Raw genomic sequence first — 24,641 nt, 5'->3', positions numbered from 1 at the left:
CTGCAGATCGCCTCACAGCAGCAACTCGTAGCGCCGCTCGTTGAGCTTCACGCCCCAATGCGAGCCGATGCGCTGCTCGGCCAGCACGAAGCCATGTCGTTCGTATAACGCATTTGCTGCGTGCAGTCCCTCGAAGCTCCACAGGTAGATGGAAGGATAATCCCGCTCTGCGCAAGTGCGCACCGCCTCGACCACCAGGGCATCGCCGACACCGCGCCCGCGCAGTTTTTCGGAGGCGATGAACCAGCGTAGCCAGGCGCCCTGCTGCTGTGCATGCTGGCCATCGATGGTGAGCGAGCCCTCGACGCGCCCGTGAACGGCGGCGGTCCAGAAACCGTCGCGGCTATCGTCGTAGCGACTCATGAAGGCGGCCAGCTCGGTGGCGATGCGCGCTTCGAAGTAGACCCCGAAGCTCCAGTTTTCGGTGTAATAGGCGGCGTGCAGCTCGGCTACCCGCCCGATGGCGCCTGGCAGATAGCCGCGCCGGATGTGGATGTCGTCCAAGGCTTGCCTCCCGGTCAGGGCGGCTGCGGCCGTGGCGCCGCAACACCCTGACGGGCGCTGCGGCCTGCACCGGGCTCAGTCGCCAGCGATGGTCATGTTTTCCAGCAGGATGGAACCGGTTTCCTTGGTTCCGCGCACCAGCGTGTCGTTACCCACGGCGACGATCTGGCGCAGCATGTCCTTCATGTTGCCGGCGATGGTGATCTCCTCCACCGGGTACTGGATGACACCGTTCTCGACCCAGTAACCGGAGGCGCCACGCGAATAATCGCCGGTGACGTAGTTCACGCCCTGCCCCATCAGCTCGGTCACCAGCAGGCCGGTCCCCATCTTCTTCAACATGCCCTTGAAGGTGTCGGCCTTGGTGGTCAGGTCCGAGCGCAGCGTCAGGTTGTGCGATCCACCGGAGTTGCCGGTGGTCTGCATGCCCAGCTTGCGCGCCGAATAGGTGGACAGGAAATAGCCCTGCACCACGCCATCCTTGACCACTTCGCGCTTGACGGTGCGCACGCCCTCTTCATCGAAGGGTGCGGAGCCCACGGCACCGACCACATGCGGGTCTTCCAGGATCTGGATGTGTTCGGGAAAGACCTGCTGGCCCAGCGAATCCAGCAGGAAGGTGGACTTGCGATACAGCGCACCACCCGAGACCGCCTGCACGAAGGCGCCCAGCAAACCGGCCGCCAGCGGTGCTTCGAACAGCACCGGGCACTTGCGGGTGCTCAGCTTGCGTGCATTCAGGCGCGCCAGCGCGCGTTCGGCGGCGTAGCGGCCGATGGCTTCCGGCTTGGCCAGCAGCTTGGGGTCGCGTTTGGAGGAATACCAGTCGTCGCGCTGCATGCCCGCGCCCTTGCCGGCGATGGGCGCCACCGAGATGGTGTGGCGCGAGAACGGGTAGCCGCCCATGAAGCCACGGCTGTTGGCTGCGATGAAATGCGAGTGTTGCACATAGACACCGGCCCCTTCGCTGTTGCTGATGCGGGGATCGGTCTCCAGGGCCGCCGCCTCGCAGCGTTGGGCCAGCGCCACAGCTTCTTCGGTGGAAATGTTCCATGGCGAAAACAGTTTCAGGTCACGCGGCGCCATTTCCAGCATCTCGGCCTCGGGCAGGCCGGCGCAATCATCGATGGAGGTGAAGCGGGCGATGTTGTAGGCCGCTTCCACCGTTTCCTTCAGCGCCTGCTGCGAGAAATCCGAGGTACTGGCATTGCCGCGCCGCACCTGGCGGCCTTCTCCGAGGAACACCGTGACACCGATGCCCTTGTCCTTGTTCTGCTCGATGGTCTCGATCTTGCCCTTGCGCACCGCTACCGACAGGCCACTGCCTTCGCTGATATCGACGGCGGCGTCCGAGGCGCCCTTGTCACGGGCATAACGCAGGACATCCTGCGCCAACTGCTTCAACTGATCCTGACTGTGCGTAAATGGGGTATCGCTCATGAGCCTGTTTTCTCTGAAATGCGGGTAAAACGGTTATCATAGCAGTCGTTAAGCTTTATTTCTCGAAGTCACGATATGCCCAATGCCAACCGCGGCGCTGTCGGATTCCAGTCCAGCGAATTCGAACAGGAATACGACCGCCCCTCCAAGTCCCAGCTCAAGCGCGAGATGGATGCCCTGCAAAAACTGGGCGAATCGCTGGTCGCCGAACCGCGCGACCGCGTCAAGCGCGTCCCCATGCCGGAAGACGTGCGCGATGCCATCCTCGAATGCCAGCAGATCAAGGACCACGAAGGCCGTCGTCGCCAGATGCAGTACGTGGGCAAGAAGATGCGCACACTGGAGCCGGATGAACTGGCCATCATCCAGAAGACCATCGACAGCTGGCACGGCGCCTCCAAGGCCGAAACCGCCGCCATGCACGCACTGGAGCGCCGCCGCGAAAAGCTGCTGGCCGACGACCAGGCCCTGACCGAACTTTTGAACCGCCATCCCGAGGTCGACGCGCAGCACATGCGCACGCTGATCCGCAATGCCCGCAAGGAACAGGCCGAGCACAAGCCGCCCAAGGCCTACCGCGAAATCTTCCAGATCCTCAAGCAGCTGCAGACGCAGGCCAACCTGGCCAAGGGCGAAGCGGTCGTGGATCAGGACCAGCAGGACGCGCAGGACGACGATGAGCGTTGAAGCCCAGGCCGGCCAGCGCGAGGTGCTGCGGGTCGGACTGGTCTCGATCTCGGACCGCGCCTCCGGCGGGGTCTACCAGGACCAGGGCATCCCGGCCCTGCAGGAATGGCTGGGCAGCGCGCTGACCACCCCGTTCCAGATCGAAACCCGCCTGATCCCCGACGAACGCGCCCAGATCGAACAGACCCTGATGGAACTGGTCGACGTCGCCGCCTGCGACCTGGTGCTCACCACCGGCGGCACCGGCCCCTCGCGCCGCGACGTCACGCCCGAAGCCACGCTGGCCATCGGCACCAAGGAAATGCCGGGCTTCGGCGAGCAGATGCGACAGATCAGCCTGCAGTTCGTGCCGACTGCCATCCTCTCGCGCCAGGTAGCGGTGATCCGCGAGACCGAGCGCCACGCTGCACTGGTGCTGAACCTGCCGGGCCAGCCCAAGTCCATCCGCGAAACACTGGAAGGCCTGAAGGAAGCCGATGGCAAGGTCAAGGTGCCGGGCATCTTCGCCGCCATCCCCTACTGCATCGACCTCATCGGTGGCCCCTACATCGAGACCGACGACACCGTCTGCAAGGCCTTCCGTCCCAAGTCGGCGATCCGGCCGGCGGTCAAACCCTAGAGCATGTTCACACTGAATCTGCGAAAGCAGATTCAGTGCGCACAGGCCCTAGTTCGGACACTTCCCCTCATCCGGCCCGCCGCACAGCGTGGCCGCGTTCAGCAGATCCAGGAACTGCTGCAGACCCGCCGGGCTGATCCGGTAAGGGTATTGCTTCAGTGCGTTCTCGGTCGGCGGCCGCCAGCTGAACTGCACCACGAACAGCCGCTCCTTGCCCTGATAGACCGCCAGCACCGTCCCCTCGCCATACGGGGCAGAGGGACCGACGCGGTCGCAGAAGCCACCGCTGACCGACAGCGGGATATTGTTGGTGCTGCCATCCTTCTGCGACATCGGCACGAAGCGCCCCGGGCAGTTGCGCTGGGCACCCTGCATCACCTCGCTCAGGGCCACCTGCGGCACGGTCACATTGCGCGCCCGGATATTGGCCAGCAGGCCGGCGTCGGGAAAGCTGCGGCGCTGCACGCCCATATAGCCCTCGCGCCAGGAATCGTGCGCCTCGTTGGCGGGCAGGAAGTCGACCACGTAATCGCCCTCCGGATCACCATTCATGTAGGCCAGCCGCCAGCCCGGCGGCGGCGCGATCATCAGGTTTTCGCCCACAGGCTGGAACAGCCGTCCCTCGGCCTCGGTATGCCCCGGCACGGGCGCCAGCATCAGCAATGCAGCGCAGGTGGCCAGCAGGTGGCGGATCAATGGTCGGCAATTCATGGAAGCATCCTCGTTCGGCGCGGCAGCATTTGCGCGGTGTTCATCGTATGATGTGAGCCCATCGCAATATGACTGGCTCGCAGCGACACTGGACGACGGACAACACCGTATTGTGCGCCGCCCCGGCGGCAGACACAAATCCACTGCCTGCTCTGTGCCGTCAAGCGCCAACCGTCAACTCACAAGCAATCAGGAAACCTCACCCATGGCAGCCCAACTCGAAACGATACAGATCGAAACCGCCCCCAACCCGACTGCTGCCGTCATCTGGCTGCACGGCCTGGGTGCCGACGGTTCGGACTTCGTGCCCATCGTGCGCGAGCTGGACCTCTCCGGCTGCCCGCCGATCCGCTTCATCTTCCCCACCGCGCCCACCATGCCGGTGACCATCAACGGCGGCTACGTGATGCGCGCCTGGTACGACATCTTCGCCCCCGACCTGGTGCGCCGCGAAGACGAACCCGGCCTGCGCGCCTCGCAGGCCGCCATCGAAGCGCTGATCGCCAACGAAAAGGCGCGTGGCATCCCGGCCGAGCGCATCGTGCTGGCCGGCTTCTCGCAAGGCTGCGCCATGACCCTGCAGACCGGCCTGCGCCATCCGGAGCGACTGGCCGGCCTGATGTGCCTGTCCGGCTACCTGCCGCTGGCGACCACCATCGAGGCCGAACGCCACGGTGCCAACCATGACACGCCGATCTTCATGGCGCACGGCACCATGGACCCGGTGGTGGTGCTGGAACGCGCCGTCAAATCGCGCGAACTGCTCACGCAACTGGGCCACAAGGTCGAATGGCATGACTACCCCATGCAGCACTCGGTGTGTGGCGAAGAAGTGGCCGATATCGGCGCCTGGCTGACCAAGGTCCTGGCCTGAAGTCCTCGGCCCTGAGTTCTGATCCCCTGATGCCGCGCTGAACGCGACGGCGACGGAAAACACAACGCCCCCGGACGACGCTGTCGTTCGGGGGCGTTGTGCTTGAAGCCGGACGCTGCCTGTGCAGCGGTCCGGCACTTCCGGTCAGGCGATTACTTCAGGCGGAACTTCAGTTCCTCGCCCGCCTGACGCATTGCGGTCTGCACGGCAGGTACCTTGGCCAGCACGTTCAGCAGGCCGAAGTCGTGGATCATGCCGTTGTAGCGCACGCTGGTCACAGCCACACCGGCGGCTTGCAGCTTGCGACCGTAGGCCTCGCCTTCATCACGCAGCACGTCGTTTTCGGCGGTCTGGATCAGGGTCGGCGGCAGGCCGGTCAGCTCAGCCTGGGACGCATTGAGCGGCGAAGCGTAGATTTCCTTGCGCTTGGCAGCGTCGGTGGTGTAGCTGTCCCAGAACCACTTCATCATGTTCTTGGTGAGGAAGTAGCCATTGGCGAACTGGTTGTAGGAACCGGTCTCGAAGTTGGCATCGGTCACCGGCCACATCAGGACTTCCGAACGCAGTGCGGGGCCACCCTTGTCCTTGGCCATCAGGGCCACGACCGCAGCCATGTTGCCGCCGACGCTGTTGCCAGCCACGGCCAGGCGCTTGCCATCGACGTTGATTTCCTTGCCATGAGCGGCCACCCACTTGGTGGCGGCGTAGGCCTGGTTGATCGCCACACCGTAGCTGGCTTCCGGCGACGGGGTGTAGTTCACGAAGACAGCCACGGCACCGGAGTTGGCCACCAGGTCACGCACCAGACGTTCGTGGGTCGGGAAGTCGCCCAGCACCCAGCCACCGCCGTGGAAGAACATGAAGGCCGGCAGCGTCTTCTTGGCCGAACCGGCCGGACGCACGATGGTCAGCTTGATTTCCTGGCCGTCGGCGGTGATGGTCTTTTCCGACACATCCGCCTTGGGCAGTTCCAGCTTCACACCGGCTTGCGCGCCCACCAGCACGGCACGTGCATCTTTCGGGGAGAGCTGTTCCAGGGGCTTGCCACCGCCTGCTTCCAGGGCTTGCAGGAAGGACTGGGTGGTCGGCTCGACACCGGCGTCACCAGCTGCGTAGGCATTGCCGAATACCAGACCGATGGCGGCGACGGCGGCGAGTTGCTTGAACGATTTCATGATCTTCTTCCTTTTTTCTATGGTCGGATTGGTGCATCTGCACCGGGAAATTTCAACGAGGGAACAACAACCAGCTACTTCGAAACACTGACCCCAAGGGTCGAAAACTGCATGGAAAACACATACAACTAAATCACTATTAAATAGCAAACTACCTATTAAAACCATTGGCTCTGCGTATAACAGCGCGTCCTGCAAACCTGGGCGATATTGACCTTGCTCACCATCGATCGCCAACAAAAATACCGATGCGATCAATTTACCACGCTATTATATAGCGCACTACTTATATCGCCTTAAAAAAGGGACGTCGGCATCGCCATCACATCCCTCTCTCACTCGCCCGTGTTCTTGTGCAAGCGGGCGCGCAGCTCCATCAATTCTTCCTTCATCGCCATCAGTTCGGCGGCGGTGGACTCGGTCGCCCTCAACACTTCCCTCGGTAGCTCCACGGCTTGCTCACGCAGTGCGTCGCCTTCGGGCGTCAGGGAAATGACCACCTGGCGCTCATCGCTGGCCGCCCGTTCGCGGGTCAGCAGTCCCTGCGCTTCCATGCGCTTGAGCAAGGGCGTGAGCGTGGCCGAATCCAGCACCAGGCGCTCGCCAATCTCGGAGACCGTCAACTGGTCCTGCTCCCACAACACCATCAGCACCAGGTACTGCGAATAGGTGATGCCCATGTTGCGCAAGAGCTTGCGATAGAGCTTGCTCATCGACAGCGAAGTCGAGTACAGCGCAAAACACAACTGGGCATCCAGTAGCGGGGCCGCCTTGCGTTTGTCTGTTTTCGAATTCATGGACGCAGTTTAACGAGGCCAAAATTAAATAGCAAGCGATTTAATGAAAAATCTTTTAATGCGCTCTTGCGAGGTCATTCCGCAACATGATCTTGCCCCATCACCTGCCCCCATCCGATAGCCTCGCGCGCACCGCCGCAGGGCATTGCCCCATCGGCGAACCTCACTACGCCCTGCCATGAATCACGGCACGAAGCACCGCCCGGAGGCCTCTCCGGCCGACCAGGCAAGTGCTGCAAGGCATCCCGCTAGTGGGCCCGATCCGGGCAGATATGGCACGGTTCATGCATGTCTTCTTTGTTGTATACATTGACGTATCCGTCCTTGCCCTCACCGTTTTCATCGCCTAAGCTGCCGCGATGGCCTGACGACATTCCCCTGCGCCGAGCGGCGTGGGAACGCCAGCCGGCTGCGACCAGTGCGTGATGACCCTTGAAAGGAACACCGAATGAACCAGCGCGTCTCCCGTTTCCTGTTGTCCACGATGTCCTCGGCGGTACTTGCCGCCTGTTCCCTGCCGGCCCTGGCAGTGACCCTGAACATCTCCCTGGACGCCGATCCCGGCAAGCTCGATCCGACCCAGTCCTCGATGCTCAATGAGCGCATCGTCTACCAGAGCATCTTCGACAAGCTGGTGGACCTGGATGGCGAAGGCAAGATCGTGCCGATGCTGGCGGAGCGCTGGACCGTCTCGGAGGATCAGAAGACCTATACCCTCTTTCTGCGCAAGGGCGTGAAGTTCCAGGACGGCACGCCCTTCGATGCCAAGGCGGTGGAATTCAACCTGCTGCGCGGCCAGGAAAAGACATCTTTGCGCCGTAACGAGCTGAAGTACGTCAGCAAGATCACGGTGGTGGACGAGCACACCATCAAACTGGATCTCTCCACGCCCTTCGCACCCTTCCTCTCCATCCTCACCGACCGTGCCGGCATGATGTCCTCGCCGGCGGCCGTGAAGAAATATGGCGACGACTACGTCAACCATCCGGTCGGCACCGGCCCCTTCAGCTATGAAGGCCGGCTCAAGGGCGCCACCATCACCCTGAAGAAGAATCCCGACTACTGGCGCGCCGGCCTGCCCAAGGTGGACGAGGTGGTCTACAAGATCATGCCGGACGTCAACGTGGCCTTCAACAACCTGCGCAGCGGCCAGGTGGACATCACCAATCGCTTCCCCTACAAGGAAATCACCAACGTCCCCGCCAACGCCAGCTACACCGTGCTCAACAAGCCCTCGCTGGGCTTCCGTGGCTTCTACATGAATACCGGCAAGCCTCCCTTCGACAAGAAGGAAGTGCGCGAAGCCGTGGACATCCTGATCGACCGCAACGCCATCGCCAAGGTGGTCTACAACAACGCGGTGGCCGCCGGCCACTCACCCTTCTCCAAGGCGCAGTTCGCCAACGGTCCCAGCGACGTCCCGCCCAAGGTCGATGTGGCGCGTGCCAAGGCACTGCTGAAGGCAGCCGGCAAGGAAGGTGGCTTCAGCTTCAAGCTGACCCTGCCCACCACCCCGGATGAATTGCAGGTCGGCCAGATGATCCAGGGCATGCTGCGTCCCGCCGGGATCAGCGTCACGCTGGAAAAGACCGAGCTGGCCACCCAGATCGAGGCCGGCAAGGCCGGCAATTTCGAAGGCCTTTTCGTGGGCTGGAGCGGACGTCCCGACCCGGACCAGAACATCTATGACTTCGTCACCACCAATGGCTCGCTGAACTACTCCCACTTCGGCGCCAAGGAAGTGGACGACCTGCTGCAGCAAGCCCGGGTGGAAGGCGACCAGGCCAAGCGCAAGGGCTTCTACGACCAGGCCATGGCCATCCTGGTCAAGGAAGTGCCCTACATCTACACGGTGCATGACAACGTGCTGTTCGGTATCGCCAAGTCGGTCAAGGGCTTCCAGTACGTGCCCGACGGCGTGATCCGCACTGCCACCGTGTCCAAGTAGTCGCACGCCATCGCACACCATCGCAGGTCGTCTCAGGTCGTTTCAAGTCGTTTCGAAAACAAGCCATGCCCAAGCTGCTCAAGCGTCTCCTGCTGTCCCTCCCCACCCTGCTGCTGGTGAGCATGGTGGTGTTTTCCCTGCTGGCGGTGCTACCGGGCGATCCGGTGGCCGCCATCCTCGGCATGGAAGCCACGCCGGAAGCGGCGGCCGCCCTGCGCCTGAAACTGGGCCTGGACGATCCGCTGCTGGTGCAGTACGGGCGCTGGCTGTGGGCCGTGCTGCACGGCGACCTGGGCCGCTCCTTCATCGACAACACACCGGTGGCCGACGCCCTGTGGCAACGCCTGCCGGTGACCATCGAACTGGCCATCGGCAGCTTCCTGGTGGCGGTGATCATCGCCGTGCCGGCCGGCATCCTCTCGGCCGCACGACCACGTGGCTGGGCCAATGCCATCGGCACCCTGATCGCGCTGTTCGGCATGTCGGTGCCACACTTCTGGCTGGGCATGCTGTTCATCATCCTGTTCGCGGTCAAGCTGGGCTGGCTGCCGGCCTCGGGCTTCGTGCCGCTGAGCGTGGACTGGCACGCCAACCTGATCGCCATGATCATGCCCATGGTGGTGACCGGCCTGCGCGAATCGGCCATCCTCATGCGCATGGTGCGCAGCAGCCTGCTGGAAGTGCTCAACGAGGATTACATCCGCACCGCCTTCTCCAAGGGCCTGCGCGACTGGCAGGTGGTGCTGGGCCACGCCCTGCGCAACGCCATGATCCCGGTGCTCACCGCCAGCGGTTTGATGGTCTCGGGCATGCTCGGTGGACTGGTGATCACCGAAAGCATCTTCGGCATTCCCGGCATGGGCAAGATGATCGTGGACGCCATCTTCCAGCGCGACTACGTGACCGTGCAGGCCGGCGTGCTGGCCGCCACCGTCATGGTGGTGATCGTCAACCTGGGCGTGGACCTGCTCTACAGCGTGATCGATCCGCGTATTTCACGATGATCACAATGAGCTTCATGAGCACCATGCATCCCCGCCCACCCTGCCAGGCCCGACCATGAATTCCTCCACCAACACGACCAACACGACGTCCTCCCAGGCCCTGCCCGAACTGCCGCGCTGGCGCACCCTGCGCCGCTTCGCCGGCAATCGGCTGGCGCTGATCGGCGCCCTCATCATCGGGCTGCTGATCGTGCTGGCACTGGCCGCGCCACTGCTGGCGCACTACGACCCCATCTTCGACCAGGACTACGGCAACCTGCTGGCCGGCCCCAGCGCCGAACACTGGCTGGGCACCGACGACCTCGGCCGCGACATCTACACCCGCATGCTCTTTGGCTCGCGCATCTCGCTACAGGCGGCGCTGATCTCGGTGGGGCTGGCGTTTTCCCTGGGCGTGCCCATCGGCATCGTCAGCGGCTACTACCGTGGCGCGGTCGATGCCATCGTCATGCGCGTGGTCGACGCACTGCAGGCTTTCCCCTCCCTGATCCTGGCGCTGGCACTGGCGGCCGCACTGGGTGGCGGCTTCTACAATGCCATGGTGGCGGTGGGTATCGGCTTTACCTCGTCCTTCGTGCGCCTGGCACGCGGCCAGGCCATGACCATCCGCAACCTCGATTACGTGATGGCGGCCCGCTCCATCGGCGCCGGCCACCTGCGCATCATGTGGCGCTACATCCTGCCCAATTCGCTGGCACCGCTGGTGATCCAGGCCACTTTCGCCATGGGCACCGCGATCATCGCCGAAGCCGGCCTGTCCTACCTGGGCCTGGGTGCCAAGCCGGAAGATCCGAGCTGGGGCTCCATGTTGCACATCGCCCAAGGCTACCTGAATACCACGCCGATGCTGGCCATGTGGCCGGGGCTGGCGATCTTCCTGGTGGTGCTGGGCTTCAACCTGCTGGGCGACGGTATCCGCGAAGTCTTTGATCCAAAACTGAGCCGCTGATGGCATCACCAAGTGAGTCACCAAGTGAGCCGCCAAGGAATACCCATGCTGGAAATCGACAAACTGAAAATAGAATTCCTGAGCCACGGCCGGCGCGTGGCGCCGGTCGATGGTGTCTCCTTCTCGCTGGGCAGCGACGAAACGGTCGGCCTGCTGGGCGAATCCGGCTGCGGCAAGAGCGTGACCGCGCTGTCCATCCTGCGGCTGTTCCCCATGGCCAGCCAGGCCCGCCTGTCAGGCGCGATCCGCTTCGACGGGCGCGACCTGCTGCAGGCCGAGGATGAGGCCCTGCGCGGCATCCGGGGCAAGGAGATCGCCATGATCTTCCAGGAACCGATGACTTCCCTGAACCCCTTGCACCGCATCGGCGAACAACTGGCCGAGATGCTGCGCATCCACACCGGCCTGGCGCGCCAGGAAATCGATGCCCGCGTGCTGGCCATGCTGGAACGCGTGGGCCTGGCACGGGCCGCGCAACTGGTGGACGAATACCCGCACAGCCTCTCCGGCGGCATGCGCCAGCGCGTGATGATCGCCATGGCACTGCTGTGCAAGCCCAAGCTGCTCATCTGCGACGAACCCACCACCGCCCTGGACGTCACCATCCAGGCCCAGATCCTGGACCTGATGCGTGACCTCAAGCGCGAGCAGCAGACCTCCATCCTGCTGATCACCCACGACCTGGGCGTGGTGGCCGAGATGTGCGAACGGGTGGTGGTGATGTATGCCGGCCAGGTGGTGGAACAGAGCAGCGTGGAGGACCTCTTCGACCGCCCCGCCCACCCCTACACCCACGCCCTCATGCGCGCCCGCCCGGCACTGGACGCCACGCCCGGCGCGCCCCTGAATGCCATTCCCGGCAGCGTGCCGCCGCCCGGCACCGTCAAGAGCGGCTGCCGCTTCGCCGCCCGCTGCGCCCGCGCGCAGGACATCTGCCGCCAGGAAATGCCGCCACTGGAAGACCTGGGCGACGGCCATCATGTGCGCTGCTGGTATCCGCATTGAAGCAAGGCTAATGACGATGAACCCTCCCCTGCTCGAAGTCCACGGACTGAAAAAACATTTTGCTGCCGGCAGCACCACCGTCAAGGCCGTTGACGACGTCTCCTTCAGCATCGCCGAAGGCCAGACCCTGGGCCTGGTCGGCGAATCCGGCTGCGGCAAGTCCACCACCGGCCGCAGCGTACTGCGCCTGATCGAACCCACCGAAGGCAGCGTGCGCTTCATGGGCCAGGAAATCACCCTGCTGCCGGCCGGCCCGCTGCGCGCCATGCGCCGCCACATGCAGATGGTGTTCCAGGACCCCTACTCCTCGCTGAACCCGCGCATGAGCATCGGCGAAGTGCTGGAAGAGCCGCTCATCGTGCATGGCCTGCACGACCGCGCCACCCGCAAGCGCAAGGTGGCCGAGGCACTGGACATGGTGGGTCTGAACCCGGCCTATGCGGCGCGCCATCCGCACGAATTCTCCGGCGGCCAGCGCCAGCGCGTGGGCATCGCCCGCGCCATCATCACCCGCCCCAGGCTGGTAGTGGCCGACGAAGCGGTCTCGGCGCTGGATGTCTCGATCCAGGCGCAGATCCTCAACCTGCTGCGCGAACTGCAGCAGGAACTGGGGCTGACCTATCTCTTCGTCTCGCACGACCTGGCCGTGATCCGCCATGTGAGCGACACCATCGGCGTGATGTACCTGGGCCGCATGGTGGAGCTGGGCGCGCGTGAAGACATCTACGTCCGGCCCAGCCACCCCTATACACAAGCCCTGCTCTCGGCTATCCCGCGTGAACACCCACGCGAGCAGCGCCAGCGCATCGTGCTGCAGGGAAGCATCCCCAACCCGGCCGCGCCGCCCGCCGGCTGCCACTTCCATCCACGCTGCCCGTCCTGCATGGAAGTCTGCCAGCGTGAAGCGCCGGCCCCGATCAAGCTCAGCCCCACTCATACCGTGGCCTGCCACCTGTATCGCTAAAATACACACCTGACCCAAGAACGAGAGACCGCCATGCCTGACTTCCCCGACTTCAGCAGCAACCACTATCCCTACTTCTCGCGCCGCAGTGCCGTCTATGCCCGGCGCGGCATGGTCGCCACCTCGCAGCCACTGGCCGCGCAAGCCGGGCTGGAAGTCCTGCAGCGCGGCGGCAATGCCATCGACGCCGCCATCGCCGCGGCCGCCGCGCTGACGGTGGTGGAGCCGACCGCCAACGGCATCGGTGGCGATGCCTTCGCCCTGGTCTGGCATGGCGGCAAGCTGCATGGACTCAACGCCAGTGGCCCGGCACCGCAATCGATCTCGGCCGACAAGCTCACCGGCACCGGCCTGAAGGAGGTCCCCAAATACGGCGCCCTGCCGGTGACGGTGCCCGGCACGCCCAGCGCCTGGGCTGCCATGGCCAAGCGCTTCGGCAAGCTGGCCCTTACCGATTCGATGGCCGGTGCCATCACCCTGGCGCAGGAAGGTTTCCCGGTTTCGCCGATGGTGGCGCACGCCTGGCAGGTGGCACAACAGAACTTCAAGCGTGAATTCAAGGACGCCCATTTCCAGTCCTGGTTCGACACCTTCTGCATCGATGGAAAGGCGCCGCAAGCCGGCCAGCTGTGGCGCTCGGCCGGCCATGCCGCGACCCTGCAATCCATCGCCGAGGATGGCGCCGAAGGTTTCTATCGCGGTGAACTGGCTGGCCGGATCGCCGCCTTCATCCAGCAAGCGGGCGGCTACATGCAAGCCTCCGACCTGGCCGCCTTCCAGCCGGAATGGGTGGACCCCATCGGCGTGAACTATCGCGGCTACGACGTCTGGGAAATCCCACCCAATGGCCACGGCATGGTGGCCCTGATGGCGCTGAACCTGCTGAAGGCCTACGACTTTTCCGAGCGCGACACCCTGGCCACCTACCACCGCCAGATCGAAGCCATCAAGCTGGCCTACGCCGATGGCCTGGCGCACATCGCCGACCCGGCCCACATGAAGGTGACGGTGGAGCAGTTGCTCTCCGACGCCTATGCCGACGAACGCCGCAAACTCATTGGCGAACGCGCTACCCTGCCGGTGGCCGGCGATCCCTCACGCGGCGGCACGGTCTATCTGTGTACCGCCGATGCCGAGGGCAACATGGTGTCCTTCATCCAGAGCAACTACATGGGCTTTGGCTCCGGCCTGGTCGTGCCGGGTACCGGCATCGCCCTGCACAACCGTGGCAACAACTTCACCCTGGAAGCCGGCCATGCCAACGTGCTGGCGCCGGGCAAGCGCCCGTATCACACCATCATCCCCGGCTTCATGACGCGCAACGGTCAGGCAGTCGGACCCTTCGGCGTGATGGGCGGCTTCATGCAGCCACAGGGCCATGTGCAGATGGTGATGAACACGGTCGATTTCGGCCTCAACCCGCAGGCATCGCTGGATGCGCCACGCTGGGAATGGGAAAAGGGCAACAAGGTCTCCATCGAACACAGCACCGCCGAACACCTGTTCCGTGGCCTGGGCGGGCTTGGTCACGAGGTCTCGTGGTCAGGCAACCAATTGGGCTTCGGCCGTGGCCAGATCATCTGGCGCAATGACGAAGGTGTCCTGTGCGGCGGTACCGAACCGCGCACCGATGGCTGCGTGGCGGCCTGGTGAGGATGCGACCATCGTGAAGAGCGTGGCTGTCCCCTCCCCCCTGCCGCCGACGGCCGAGGCCATCGACGTGGCCGAGCCCGACGGCGACGATGCGCTGGTGCGCAGCGGCTCCCTGCCCGAGTATGTCTACGCCCAGCTGCGGCAGGACATCTTCGACATGCGGCTGCTACCCGGCGACCAGATCACCGAGACCGAAATCGCCGCCTACTTCAAGGTCTCGCGCACGCCGGTGCGGCAAGCCCTGCAGCGGCTGCAGAACGATGGCCTGATGCAGGGCTACGTGCGCGGTGGCTGGGAGATCGTGCCGATCGATTTCAAGCGCTTTTCCGACCTCTACGAAATGCGCAAGCTCATCGAGACCCACGCCGTGCGCCGCCTGTGCGCCCAGGACGGCGACCAGAGCGTGCTGGCCGGACTGCGCGCCTCCTGGTGCGTGCCGGAGCAGGCCCGCGAGCTGGATGGCCCCAAGGCCGCACAGCTCGACGAAGTGTTCCACCAGACCCTGGTGCGCGCGGCCGGCAACCAGGAGATGGCCGATACCTTCGACCGCCTGACCGACCGCATCCGCATCGTGCGCCGCCTGGATTTCCTCTATGGCGATTGCCTGCATTCGACCTACGAGGAACATGCCGCCATCCTGGAATGCATCGCAGCCGGCGATGCCGACGCGGCACAGCAGATCATGGGAGAACACATCGACGGCAGCCATGCCGAGGTCAACCAGATCACCCTGCACCGCCTGCACAGCGCCCGGGCCACTGCCACCACCAAGCCCCCGGCCTATGTGTCGGTGCGGGTGCGGCGCTCGTTCTGACCGCTGCTGACCCCGCCTGAAAAGACCGCGGTGCTGTGTTAGGCTTTCCGCTTCGTCATCAATCTACCGAGCGGGGAGACACGCATGAAAGTTGCAGTGATGGGCGCGGGTGCAGTGGGCTGTTATTTTGCCGGGATGTTGGCACGCGCCGGACATGAGGTGGTCCTGGTGGGCCGCCCCCAGCACGTGGAGGCCTTCAATACCCGTGGCCTGCGGCTGGAAGCCAAGACCTTCGATGAGACCATCCCCGTCAAGGCCAGCACCGATCCCGCCATTGTCGCCGGCGCCGAGCTGGTGCTGTTCTGCGTCAAGTCTCCTGATACCGAAACTGCCGGCGCGCAACTGCGCCCCTACCTGGGCGCCGATACGCTGGTGCTGACATTGCAGAACGGTACCGACAATGCCGAGCGCCTGCGCACCGTGATCCCGCAACCGGTGTCGGCGGCGGTGGTCTACGTCGCCACCGAAATGGCCGGCCCCGGCCACGTCAAGCACCACGGACGCGGCGAACTGGTGATCGAACCGGCTGCGCGCAGCCGTGCTGCGGCCGATGCCCTGATCGCCGCCGGCGTGCCCACCGAGATTTCCGACAATGTGCGTGGCGCCCTGTGGCTGAAGCTGATCATCAACTGCGCCTACAACGCCCTCTCCGCCATCGCGCAACTGCCCTACGGCAAGCTGGTGGAAGGCGTGGGGGTGCCGGAGGTGATGGCCCACCTGGTGGCCGAATGCAAGGCCGTGGCCGCTGCCGAAGGCGTGACACTGGCCGGCGACGTCGACACCGCCGTACGCAAGATCATCGAGACCATGCCCTCCCAGTTCTCCTCGACCGCGCAGGACCTGGCACGCGGCAAGCCCAGCGAAATCGACCATCTGAACGGCTTCATCGTCCGGCGCGGCCAGGCCCATGGGCTGTCCACACCGGTCAACCTGACCGTGCATGCGCTGGTCAAGCTGATCGAGAGCAAGGTGAAGTGACTACGAGGCAAACCAGGGCGGACACCTTAGCCGAATAGCCGGGCGTCGAACTGGAAGAGCTGCTTTTCCACTACCCTGACACCGGCCATCTGCGGATGCAGGGGATTGAGCAGGAGGTTGAAATCGGTGGGACTGACCACTGATGGCACCTTCATGACAAGCTGCTTCCCCTGCTCGATCCAGTGCTTCCCGATGGCCGCCGTGCTGGCCGGATCGCGGGTGATGTCGGACCAGTCCGGTGGCAGCTCCGGAATATAGGCCTTGCGCACCTCGGCCTGCGGCAACTCCAGCACGACCAGGTAGAAGTTGGCCCGTGGCATCAGCCCGGCCATGTGGACCAGGGATTCCAGCAGCGCCGTGGAGGCGCTACAGCAGGTATAGAGCACCCTCAGGCCACGTGGATTCCAGCGACCGCCACTCAAGGCTGCGCCATTGCCGGAAAGATCATCGGCCGCATAATGCCCCGGTTTTTCCTTGGCGAGCCGGTAAACACGGGTGACACTCAAGCCGCCACCCCGAAGGCGATACGGCTCAGGATATCGCGGACCCGGTCATAGCCAGGCTGCGTATCGAGTACCTCCAGCGGCGTCATGCCGCCCAGGGTGGCATTGGGACGACACATCCACTGCGCCGCCAGCGCTTCATCCTCGAAGACATCGGCGGCCTGTTCGCGGACATAGAGCACGCGTGCGATGCGGTCCGATTCGGGCCCCGAGAGGCGTTCCTTGCGTGAAATCTTGCGCAGAATGGTCGAACTGGGCAGGCCCAGCCCGGCCAGCAGCGTCTGCAGGGGAACCTGCAACAGTTCCTTGGCAACGCGCTCGGCGATGATGGCCTCCATGCCATCGCGGATGGTCCGACCCTGGCTGATCGGGTCCATGCTGGCGAAACGTTCGAAATCATGCGGCCTGGCACCCAGGCCATGCGTCACTTTCGCGGAAGCGGATGCACGGACGGCGGCGGATCGTGTTGCCATGGTCAACCTCTCATTTGGTCAGTTTCACTCTCTCATCTTAGAACCTTCCCAAATGAGAGTCAACAAACTACCAAATGAGAAAGCCTAGCGCAGCATGGCCGACATCGCCGACAAGCTGTTGAGCACGCGCACCGCGTATTCCGCCGTCGGCGCATCGAACTCCACGGTGACATTGTCGCTGCGCTCCAGGATGGGCAACTGGCTGAACAGGTCGGCCAGCGCCACGGTCTGCACCTGCAGCCGACACCGCAGTGGTCCGCGCAAGGGCAGTACCGGCATCGACGCCGGTTGCGCCAGCAGGCTGGTCACTGCCTGCCGGGCGCGCTCTTCCAGCAACACGCAAGATTGTTGAGGGGTCAGCGAATCGCCACTGTTGGCGCCATAGGCTTTCTTGGTCTCGGCAAAGACCGCGTGGGGATACAGCGGCTGGTTTTCCTCAATGAAGGCATCGTCCCCGCTGCCGAAGATCACCGGTACGCCGTGCTCGGCAGCCAGTGCGCCATAGAGACCGGCCTCGCCCATCTCCTGCCCGCCCAGCCAGACCCGGGCAAAGGCAAAGCTGTTGGTGGTGTGCGCGAGGATGCCGCGCCCCTGGGCGCGCGAATGGTAACCCACCAACATCACGGCATCGATCTCCTGGTCCACGCCACCCATCATGCCCAGCACGCGGGGCTTGCCCAGCACCATGCGGGCCTGCGGATGCAGCAGGTCCGGCAGCAGATTGCGGAAGCCGCCATGCGAGTCGTTGACCTTGATGGCGGTGGCACCGGCCGCCAGGGCACCGCGGATGACGGCGTTGGCTTCTTCGGTCATCCAGCGCCGGGCGCGTTCATATTCGCCGTTGCCGGCACGGGTCTGCTCGACGTGAAAAACCCCGGCCACGCCTTCGATATCGACGGAAACCAGAATGTTGGCGCGTTTGCCAGTCATGAAAATCTCGCTACGGTAAGTCGTTCAGTTCAATGCCGCCAGCCGCTCGCGCAGGCTGACGCGCACATGGCCGTCGCGCCCGTACACGGTCTCGGCGGCAAAGAGCGCATGGACGATGGCCTGCTCCACGCTGTCGGCGGCAGCATGGAACAGCGGGTCCAGCAGATGATCGGCCAACAAGGCCATCTGCACGCACTCGGCCGCGGCCTCGATCTGCTGCGCGGTCGAAAACGCCAGGGCGATATCGCCGCTGCCGTGCCCATAGGCCGATCCGGTACGTGCCAGCCCGGCACCGGCCCGTACGGCCAGGCGCTTCAACTGGCGCGCATCCAGCGGCGCATCGGTGGCCAGGAGGATGATGATGGAGCCCTTCTCGGGGGCGGCATCCGGCGGCTCTGCAGCGGCCAGGCGCGCGCCCAGTGGATCGCCGGCCAGGATCAGCTCGGGCAGGCGACCGAAGTTGGACAGCACCAGCGCCCCCACGGTGTAGCCCTGCCCCGCGGCGCCGACAACGGCTACCCGGGAAGCCGTCCCGATCCCGCCCTTCAGTCCGAAGCTGGACATGCCGCGCCCGGCGCCCACCGAACCTTGGGCCACCTCAGATGAAGCTGCCTGCAGGGCCGCATCGAAATGCGCCGGCTGCACCGCCATCGCCTGCAGATCGTTGAGATAGCCGTCATTGCATTCCAGCACCAGCGGATTGACGGTGGGCAGGCTGCGCCCGCATTGCGGGTTGGCGCGCAGGGTGTGGGCGATCTGGGCGTTGAGCAGCGTGCCGACGGCGAAGGTGTTGGACAGCGCAATCGGCGTCTCCAGCAGGCCCAGCTCTTCCAGTTGCACCAGCCCGGCACTCTTGCCGAAGCCGTTGATGACCGCCGCCGCCGCCGGCAGGCGGTGGGTGAACAGGTTGCCACCATGCGGCGCAATCACGGTCACGCCGGTCTGCACCGGGCCGTCATCGAGGGTGCAATGGCCGACGGTCACGCCGGCCACGTCGGTGATGCTGTTACGCGGGCCGGCGGCAAGCCGGCCAATGTGCGGTAGCGTCGACATAGGCGACCTCGTCACAAGCGGCAGGCCCATCGCCATCAACGCTGATCGATCTTGGGATCGAGCGCGTCACGCAGGCCATCGCCCAGCAGGTTGAAAGCCAGCACGGTGAGGAAGATGGCGATGCTGGGCACCAGCGCCACGTGCGGCGAGGTCACCATGTCCGCGCGGGCTTCGTTCAACATCAGGCCCCACTCCGGCGTGGGCGATTGCGCACCCAGGCCGAGGAAGGACAGCCCGGCGGCAGTAATGATGGAGGTGCCGATGCGCATGGTGAAATACACCACGATGGCCGAGATGGTGCCAGGGAAGATGTGCTTCCACATGATGGTGGTATCGGACGCACCGATGCTGCGGGTAGCCTCGATATAGGTCAGGTTCTTCAATTGCAGGGTATTGCCGCGTACCAGGCGGGCAAAGGCCGGGATGCTGAACACCGACACCGAGATGATGACGTTGATCATGCCGCCACCCAGGATGGCGACGATGCCGATGGCCAGCAGGATGCCGGGGAAGGCGAACAGTACGTCGCAGATGCGCATGGTGATGCGGTCCCACCAGCCCTCGTAGTAGCCGGCCAGCAGGCCGAAGACGGTGCCGATCACGGCGCCGATGGCCACCGAGAAGAAGCCCGAGGCCAGCGAAATGCGTGCGCCCATCAGGATGCGGCTGAAGATGTCACGGCCCAGCGAGTCCACACCGAACCAGTGGGTCCAGGTCGGCGGCGAGTTCAGGGCGTCGTAATCGAAGAAGTTCTCGGCATCGAACGGCACGATCCAGGGGGCCAGGATGGCGACCAGGATCAGCAGCAGGATGAACACGCCGGCATAGACGGCCAGGCGCTGCTTCTTGAACTTGCGCCAGAATTCGCGCCACGGGGTGCGGATCTTCTGGCCAGAGGCCGTGACCGCGGCGGGATCGGGCGGCGGCAAGGGCGCGCCGGTTTCGGAGGTGGTTGCCAGAGGCGAATTGGAGAGCGACATGATTCCCCTCACTTGAAACGGATGCTGGGGTTGATCACGGCATACAGCACGTCCACCACCAGGTTGATGAAAATGAATTCCAGCGAGAACAGCAGGATCTCGGCCTGGATGATGGGGTAGTCACGCATTTCGACCGCGTCCACCAGCAGGCGCCCCATGCCCGGCCAGTTGAAGACCACTTCGACCAGGATCGAGCCACCCAACAGGAAGCCGAACTGCAGGCCCATCATGGTGACCACCGGAATGAGGGCATTGCGCAGGCAGTGCTTGATGACTACCACCGTCTCGGTCAGGCCCTTGGCGCGGGCGGTACGGACGAAGTCTTCCTGCAGGATCTCGATGAAGGAGGAACGGGTGAAGCGCGCCATCACCGCCGCCACCGCCGCGCCCAGCGTGATCGAGGGCAGGATGTAGTGGCGCCAGGTGTCGTCGCCCACCGTGGGCAACCATCCCAGGTTGACCGAAAACACCTGCATCAGCAGGATGCCCAGCGAGAAGGCCGGGAAGGAAATGCCGGACACCGCCAGCGTCATGCCCAGGCGATCCGGCCACTTGTTGCGCCATACCGCCGAGGAAATGCCGATGATCAGACCGAAGATCACGGCCCAGATCATGGCCACCACCGTCAACCACAGCGTGGGCCAGAAGCGCGCGGCGATCTCTTCGGAGACCGGGCGTTTGCTGCGGATGGAACGACCGAAGTCACCCTTGGCGGCGTTGACGAAGAAGTTCACGAACTGCTCCGGCAGGGGCTTGTCCAGGCCGAGGTCGGCACGCACCAGCGCGACCGTCTTGTCGTCGGCGTCGGGGCCGGCCGCCAGGCGTGCCGGATCGCCCGGCAACAAGTGCACGAACAGAAATACCAGGACCGCCACCAGCAGCAGCGTGGGAATCAGGCCTAACAGGCGTTTGATGACAAAGGAAAACATGATGCTCTCTGAATAAGGCCGCTCTTCGCCGATGGATCGGGCCCTTCTTGTTGCGCGATGGACCAGACGTCCACCGAAGAATGCAAGTGGCGGCGCGCTCCTGCTGCGCCGCCGCTTGGTGCTGCCTGCTTACTTCGTCAGTTCGATGTTCTCGAATTCAATCGCCTGGTCAGGCATCACATAGACGCCCTTGAGGTTCTTGTTGCGCGCGTACAGCAGCTTTTCGGTCACCAGGAAGGCCCACGGTGCATCCTTCCAGATTTCCTGCTGGGCATCCTTGTACAGGGCTTCCTTTTCCTTGCGATCGGTCAGGGTCAGGGCCTTGGCGATGTCGGCGTCGACCTTGTCGTTCTTGTAGTAGGCGGTGTTGTACAGGCGCGGCGGCATGGCTTCGGAAGCCAGCAGCGGACGCAGTGCCCAGTCGGCTTCACCGGTGGAGGAGGACCAGCCGATGTAGAGCAGACGTACCGGCGCGGTGGCAGGGTCTTGCCAGCTTTCCACGCGTTCCACGCGCTGACCGGACTCCAGGGCCTGGATCTTGGCCTTGATGCCGACCTGCGCCAGTTGCTGCTGCAGGAACTGGATGATCTTCAGTGCCGTGCTGTGCGTGTAGGCCGACCACAGTTCGGTCTCGAAACCATTCGGATAACCGGCTTCGGCCAGCAGGGCCTTGGCCTTCTTCACGTCATAGGGCCAGGGGCCGGTCTTGAAGGCGTAGTCCACGCCCTGCGGTACCACGCCTTCCATCGGCGTGGCATAGCCGTTGAAGGCCACCTTCACCAGCGCCTGCTTGTTGATGGCGTAGTTGATGGCTTCGCGTACCTTCGGGTTGTCGAAAGGCTTCTGCTTGGTATTCATCGACATGTAACGCTGGATGATGGACGGTGCCGCCACCACATCCAGGTTGGACTTGCTCTTCAACAGATCGGCCTGCTCGTAGGGCAGCGGATAGGTGAATTGCGCCTCGCCGGTCTGCATCATGGCCGAGCGGGCGTTGTTATCGACCACCGGCTTCCAGATGATCTCGTCGACCTTGGGGTAGCCCGGCTTCCAGTAGCCATCGAATTTCTCGACCTTGACGTAGTCGGTCTGTTTCCATTCGACGAACTTGAAGGGGCCGGTGCCGACCGGGTGGAAGGCGATGTCCTTGTTGCCGTACTGCTTCAGCGCAGCCGGCGAAATCATCACTGCCGACGGGTGGGCCAGCACGTTGATGAAGGCCGAGAACGGCTCCTTGAGCACGATCTTGACGGTGTAGTCGTTCAGGATTTCGGTCTTGGCGATGCGGTTGAAGAGGTTGTAGCGCTTCAACTTGTTGTCCGGGTTGGTGACACGGTCGAACACGGCCTTCACGGCATCGGCCTTGAACACGGTACCGTCCTGGAACTTCACGCCCTGCTTCAGGCGGATGGTGTATTCCAGACCGTCCTTGCTCACCAGGTAGCCTTCGGCCAGCACTGGAATGAGCTTCATGTCCTTGTCGAAACCGAACAGGCCCTGGTAGAAGGACTTGGCCATGGACAGCGACAGGGTGTCGTTGGCGTCATAGGGGTCCAGCGTGGTGAAGGTGGAATACACCGCCAGCGTCACGGTCTTGGCCGCGAACGCATGTGCCGCTGCAAATTGCAGCGAGGTGCCCAGGGCGCCGACGGCCAGCCATTTGGCAATGGTCATGCCCTTCCGGGTTGCAGTGGTAGTCATGTAGTCTCTCCTGATCAGTAAAGCGAGGTTGGTACGACGTAGTGGGGATTACTGCACTGAAGCATTTACAACATGGAAACCCGCCCGCGCTCAGAAAGCGCCGGCAATACGGTGCTGGGCCACAAAGTGCCCGGGAGCCACTTCCTTCAGGGGCTCCACTTTGGGCTCATCGCCCACCAGCCGGATCGGGCTGGGAATTTCATCGGTCAGCAGCTTCTTGCCCGGCTGGCGCAAGGTGGGATCGGCCACCGGCACGGCCGCCATCAGCTTGCGCGTATAGGGATGCTGCGGATTCTCGAAGATCGCGCGACGCGGGCCGATCTCCACGATCTGGCCCAGGTACATCACCGCCACCCGGTGGCTGATGCGCTCTACCACGGCCATATCGTGCGAGATGAAGATGAAGGAAATCCCCAGCTCGGCCTGCAGGTCCAGCATCAGATTGACGATCTGGGCCTGGATCGACACGTCCAGCGCCGACACCGATTCGTCGGCGATGACGATCTTGGGGTTCAGGGCCAGGGCGCGGGCGATGCAGATGCGCTGGCGCTGGCCGCCGGAAAATTCATGCGGGTAGCGCTGGCCATGTTCGGGGGTGAGGCCCACGCGGGTCAGCAGTGCATCCACGCGTTCCTGGGCGCCCTCCTTCATGCCGTGCACCAGCATCGGCTCCATGATGGAGTAACCGACCGTCATGCGCGGATCGAGGGAGGCGAACGGATCCTGGAAGATGAACTGGATATCGCGCCGCAACTGGCGCAGCTCGGTGCGCGGCAATTGCGCCAGGTCGCGGCCGCCGAATTCGACGCGACCACCGGCGATATCGACCAGACGCAACAGGGAGCGACCGGTGGTGGACTTGCCACAGCCGGACTCACCGACGATGGCCAGGGTCTCGCCGGCAAACAGGTTGAAGCTGACCTTTTCCACCGCATGCACGCGCTGCTTGACGCGACCGAAGATGCCGCTCTTCACATCAAAGCGGGTGGTCAGGTCGCGCACCTTGAGGATGGGCTGGCGCTGGGCGGCGATCTCCTGCTGGGTCTGCAGCTCGCTGGCGATCAGGTCGGGGCGCACCTCGGCCTGTGGCGCAATACCGAAACGCAGCGGCATATCGGTACCGCGCATGGAGCCCAGGCGCGGCACGGCGGCCAGCAGGGAACGGGTATAGGGATGGCTGGGTGCGGCGAAGAGTGGCTCGACGGCGTTTTCTTCCACCTTCTCGCCACGGCACATGACCACCACGCGGTCGGCCACTTCGGCCACCACACCCATGTCGTGGGTGATGAAGATCACGCCCATGTGCATCTCTTCCTGCAGGGAGCGGATCAGTTGCAGGATCTGCGCCTGGATGGTCACGTCCAGGGCCGTGGTCGGTTCATCGGCGATCAACAGCGAAGGCTTGCAGGACAAGGCCATGGCGATCATCACGCGTTGCCGCATGCCACCCGACAACTGGTGCGGATGGCGGCCCAGCACGCGCCGGGCCTCGGGGATACGCACCATCTCCAGCATGCGCAGCGCCTCGGCCTGGGCGGCGGCGCGGCTCATGCCCTGGTGCAGGCGGATCGATTCGGCGATCTGTTCACCGACGGTGAAGACCGGGTTCAGCGAGGTCATCGGTTCCTGGAAGATCATGGCGATCTCGGCGCCCCGGATGCCGCGCATGGTGGCATTGTCGGCCTGGGCCAGATCAAGCGTCTGGCCGCTGCGGCGCAGGAACTGCATGCTGCCGCCGACGATCTTGCCGCCACCGTGTTCGATCAGGCGCATGATCGCCAGCGAGGACACCGACTTGCCCGAACCCGATTCGCCGACGATGGCCAGGGTCTCGCCCTGATCCACATGGAAGGACAGGTCGCGCACCGCATCCACCGTCCGCTCGGAGGTGGCGAAGCGGACGTTGAGGTGGCTGACATCGAGCACGCGTTGTGACTGTTGCATCTTGAT

24 protein-coding genes are annotated in these 24,641 nt (G+C 64.0%); 11 read left to right on the top strand and 13 right to left on the bottom strand.

All coding sequences use genetic code 11. The annotated features are described in order from the left end of the window. Positions 1–12: 12 nt before the first annotated feature. Together BTM36_RS26030 and pmbA are read right to left on the bottom strand one after the other, a co-directional pair. A complete protein-coding gene (locus BTM36_RS26030; RefSeq protein ID WP_077238513.1) occupies positions 13–504 on the bottom strand; it encodes a GNAT family N-acetyltransferase in 492 nt (163 codons plus the stop codon). A 75-nt stretch (positions 505–579) separates the two neighbouring features. After that, the gene (gene pmbA / locus BTM36_RS26025) at positions 580–1,944 is read right to left on the bottom strand and encodes a metalloprotease PmbA (protein ID WP_077238512.1); all 1,365 of its coding nucleotides are present in this window, start codon (positions 1,942–1,944) and stop codon (positions 580–582) included. A gap of 75 nt (positions 1,945–2,019) precedes the next feature. On the opposite strand from pmbA, the gene yjgA reads away from it, so the two are divergent. Continuing rightward, positions 2,020–2,631 carry a ribosome biogenesis factor YjgA gene (yjgA, locus tag BTM36_RS26020; protein ID WP_077238511.1) on the top strand — a complete coding sequence of 204 codons (612 nt, stop codon included), beginning with the start codon at positions 2,020–2,022 and terminating at the stop codon, positions 2,629–2,631. Then, complete coding sequence (mog, locus tag BTM36_RS26015; RefSeq protein WP_077238510.1) at positions 2,621–3,250, top strand: molybdopterin adenylyltransferase; 630 nt, start codon at positions 2,621–2,623, stop codon at positions 3,248–3,250. The genes yjgA and mog overlap by 11 nt, the downstream gene beginning before the upstream one ends. A 48-nt stretch (positions 3,251–3,298) precedes the next feature. Here the strand turns inward: mog and BTM36_RS26010 are convergent, their stop codons facing one another. Beyond that, positions 3,299–3,961 (bottom strand): hypothetical protein, encoded by a 663-nt coding sequence (locus tag BTM36_RS26010; protein ID WP_077238509.1) that lies wholly within the window; start codon positions 3,959–3,961, stop codon positions 3,299–3,301. Between the two features lie 205 nt (positions 3,962–4,166). Here BTM36_RS26010 and BTM36_RS26005 point away from each other — a divergent pair, with 205 nt between their 5' ends. Beyond that, positions 4,167–4,835, top strand: coding sequence for an alpha/beta hydrolase (locus BTM36_RS26005; RefSeq protein WP_077238508.1), 669 nt, complete (start codon positions 4,167–4,169; stop codon positions 4,833–4,835). 152 nt (positions 4,836–4,987) lie between these two features. Here the strand turns inward: BTM36_RS26005 and BTM36_RS26000 are convergent, their stop codons facing one another. Continuing rightward, positions 4,988–6,010: an alpha/beta hydrolase gene (locus tag BTM36_RS26000; RefSeq protein WP_077238507.1), complete on the bottom strand. Its 1,023-nt coding sequence runs from the start codon at positions 6,008–6,010 to the stop codon at positions 4,988–4,990. A 335-nt stretch (positions 6,011–6,345) separates the two neighbouring features. Then, complete coding sequence (locus tag BTM36_RS25995) at positions 6,346–6,807, bottom strand: MarR family winged helix-turn-helix transcriptional regulator (RefSeq protein ID WP_077238506.1); 462 nt, start codon at positions 6,805–6,807, stop codon at positions 6,346–6,348. 448 nt (positions 6,808–7,255) lie between these two features. On the opposite strand from BTM36_RS25995, the gene BTM36_RS25990 reads away from it, so the two are divergent. From BTM36_RS25990 to BTM36_RS25955, 8 genes are all read left to right on the top strand, one after another. Further along, a complete protein-coding gene (locus BTM36_RS25990; RefSeq protein WP_077238505.1) occupies positions 7,256–8,755 on the top strand; it encodes an ABC transporter substrate-binding protein in 1,500 nt (499 codons plus the stop codon). A 65-nt stretch (positions 8,756–8,820) separates the two neighbouring features. Beyond that, a complete protein-coding gene (locus BTM36_RS25985; protein WP_006463582.1) occupies positions 8,821–9,759 on the top strand; it encodes an ABC transporter permease in 939 nt (312 codons plus the stop codon). A gap of 55 nt (positions 9,760–9,814) precedes the next feature. Next, on the top strand, positions 9,815–10,708 hold the full coding sequence (locus tag BTM36_RS25980) for an ABC transporter permease (protein WP_006463583.1): 894 nt from the start codon (positions 9,815–9,817) through the stop codon (positions 10,706–10,708). A gap of 45 nt (positions 10,709–10,753) precedes the next feature. Next, entirely contained in the window at positions 10,754–11,713 is a 960-nt protein-coding gene (locus tag BTM36_RS25975; RefSeq protein WP_077238504.1) for an ABC transporter ATP-binding protein, read from the top strand. Positions 11,714–11,729: 16 nt separating this feature from the next. Then, a complete protein-coding gene (locus BTM36_RS25970; RefSeq protein ID WP_077238554.1) occupies positions 11,730–12,677 on the top strand; it encodes an ABC transporter ATP-binding protein in 948 nt (315 codons plus the stop codon). A 33-nt stretch (positions 12,678–12,710) separates the two neighbouring features. Next, a complete protein-coding gene (locus BTM36_RS25965; RefSeq protein ID WP_077238503.1) occupies positions 12,711–14,330 on the top strand; it encodes a gamma-glutamyltransferase family protein in 1,620 nt (539 codons plus the stop codon). After that, complete coding sequence (locus BTM36_RS25960; protein WP_139347297.1) at positions 14,308–15,144, top strand: GntR family transcriptional regulator; 837 nt, start codon at positions 14,308–14,310, stop codon at positions 15,142–15,144. Before BTM36_RS25965 ends, BTM36_RS25960 begins: the two co-directional genes overlap by 23 nt. A gap of 84 nt (positions 15,145–15,228) precedes the next feature. Further along, positions 15,229–16,122, top strand: a complete 894-nt coding sequence (locus BTM36_RS25955) for a ketopantoate reductase family protein (RefSeq protein WP_006463588.1) — start codon at positions 15,229–15,231, stop codon at positions 16,120–16,122. A gap of 26 nt (positions 16,123–16,148) precedes the next feature. On the opposite strand, the gene BTM36_RS25950 is transcribed toward BTM36_RS25955, so the two are convergent. The 8 genes from BTM36_RS25950 to BTM36_RS25915 form a co-directional block, all read right to left on the bottom strand. Continuing rightward, positions 16,149–16,628, bottom strand: a complete 480-nt coding sequence (locus tag BTM36_RS25950) for an RES family NAD+ phosphorylase (RefSeq protein WP_077238502.1) — start codon at positions 16,626–16,628, stop codon at positions 16,149–16,151. After that, on the bottom strand, positions 16,625–17,098 hold the full coding sequence (locus BTM36_RS25945) for an antitoxin Xre/MbcA/ParS toxin-binding domain-containing protein (protein ID WP_006463590.1): 474 nt from the start codon (positions 17,096–17,098) through the stop codon (positions 16,625–16,627). The genes BTM36_RS25950 and BTM36_RS25945 overlap by 4 nt, the downstream gene beginning before the upstream one ends. Positions 17,099–17,182: 84 nt before the next feature. Further along, positions 17,183–18,028, bottom strand: a complete 846-nt coding sequence (locus tag BTM36_RS25940) for a M55 family metallopeptidase (protein WP_077238501.1) — start codon at positions 18,026–18,028, stop codon at positions 17,183–17,185. A gap of 24 nt (positions 18,029–18,052) precedes the next feature. Next, a complete protein-coding gene (locus BTM36_RS25935) occupies positions 18,053–19,081 on the bottom strand; it encodes a P1 family peptidase (RefSeq protein WP_077238500.1) in 1,029 nt (342 codons plus the stop codon). A gap of 35 nt (positions 19,082–19,116) precedes the next feature. Next, positions 19,117–20,061: a glutathione ABC transporter permease GsiD gene (gene gsiD / locus BTM36_RS25930; RefSeq protein ID WP_006463593.1), complete on the bottom strand. Its 945-nt coding sequence runs from the start codon at positions 20,059–20,061 to the stop codon at positions 19,117–19,119. Positions 20,062–20,069: 8 nt separating this feature from the next. Then, a complete protein-coding gene (gene gsiC, locus BTM36_RS25925; protein ID WP_006463594.1) occupies positions 20,070–20,990 on the bottom strand; it encodes a glutathione ABC transporter permease GsiC in 921 nt (306 codons plus the stop codon). A gap of 129 nt (positions 20,991–21,119) precedes the next feature. Continuing rightward, on the bottom strand, positions 21,120–22,691 hold the full coding sequence (gene gsiB / locus BTM36_RS25920; protein ID WP_039875449.1) for a glutathione ABC transporter substrate-binding protein GsiB: 1,572 nt from the start codon (positions 22,689–22,691) through the stop codon (positions 21,120–21,122). Positions 22,692–22,781: 90 nt separating this feature from the next. Continuing rightward, positions 22,782–24,635, bottom strand: coding sequence for a dipeptide ABC transporter ATP-binding protein (locus BTM36_RS25915; protein WP_077238499.1), 1,854 nt, complete (start codon positions 24,633–24,635; stop codon positions 22,782–22,784). Positions 24,636–24,641: the final 6 nt, after the last annotated feature.

This window comes from Herbaspirillum sp. VT-16-41 (genome assembly GCF_001994935.1).
GTDB classification, from domain to species: Bacteria; Pseudomonadota; Gammaproteobacteria; order Burkholderiales; family Burkholderiaceae_D; genus Herbaspirillum; species Herbaspirillum frisingense.
Note: the sequence above shows the minus strand (reverse complement) of the source record. Positions and strands in the feature narration are given on the sequence as shown.